The organism is Phocaeicola sp. HCN-6420, from assembly GCF_037890145.1.
GTDB lineage: Bacteria > Bacteroidota > Bacteroidia > Bacteroidales > Bacteroidaceae > Phocaeicola.
In genome coordinates this window covers 1-803 of the sequence record NZ_JBBKBJ010000082.1, presented here as the reverse complement: position 1 = coordinate 803, position 803 = coordinate 1, and the positions used below count along the sequence as shown (strand labels likewise).

The window sequence follows — 803 nt, the reverse complement described above, 5'->3', positions numbered from 1 at the left end:
CGGCATCAACCGGTTGCCGTTCTCGCTCCCTTAACGCCGTTAAGGTAAGATACCTGGACTGCCCCAGAACCGCTGCTTCCTGCTCCCTTTCCTTTCAGATTGTCATCTCTTCAACGTCTTTCCCTCTCGAAAGCGGGTGCAAAATTACGCACTTTTTCGCTTTCTCCAACTTTTACAAACACTTTTTTTCTAACTTTTTGAAAAATATTTTATAAAATGCTGTAGATCAGGTGTGTTGCACGGCATGTCTTGCGGAAGAAGGAAAGGGAAGCCGGAAAGGGTACTCAATATATTATTACGCGCGTGCGAATGCGTGCGCGTCGGTTCCATGCAGAAAGTCCGTACAAAAACAGGAAAGCAGGAGGTTTTCCATAAGCGGGAAAGGCAGAAAAAGGGGAAAAAGTACCGGTATGGCTGGAAAAAACATGGCAGGCAGCATCCGCAAAATGTGAAAAATTTCAGATGAAAATCGGTATGGCTGGAAAAAACACGGCAAGCGGCATCCGCAAAATGCAAAAGATTCCGGATGAAAATCGGGATGACGGGGGAAAAACACGGCAAGAACCTGCACAAGACCGACAGAAAAGAATGCTCCGGGAACCCCAAAATACCGGAATTGTTGAGAAATTCCTCTCCGAGGAAAGCAGCCAGACGGAAAATCCATTCCGAGAAATGTGGATTTTCTCTCCGGAAAGTCCTAAGAAAAGTGGAAAAATTATGGATACGGAGAGAAAAATTTCCCACACTGCACGGGAAAAAGCTTGAAAATGATTCGAAAGGTGAGGGAAAAATGCCCGGAAACA

1 protein-coding gene is annotated in these 803 nt (G+C 45.6%); it reads left to right on the top strand.

Translation table 11 applies throughout. From position 1 onward, the window contains the following. Positions 1-526: 526 nt before the first annotated feature. Positions 527-803 (top strand): hypothetical protein (locus WKT12_RS16455; RefSeq protein WP_340320330.1); only part of this gene is annotated, 277 nt, incomplete at its 3' end.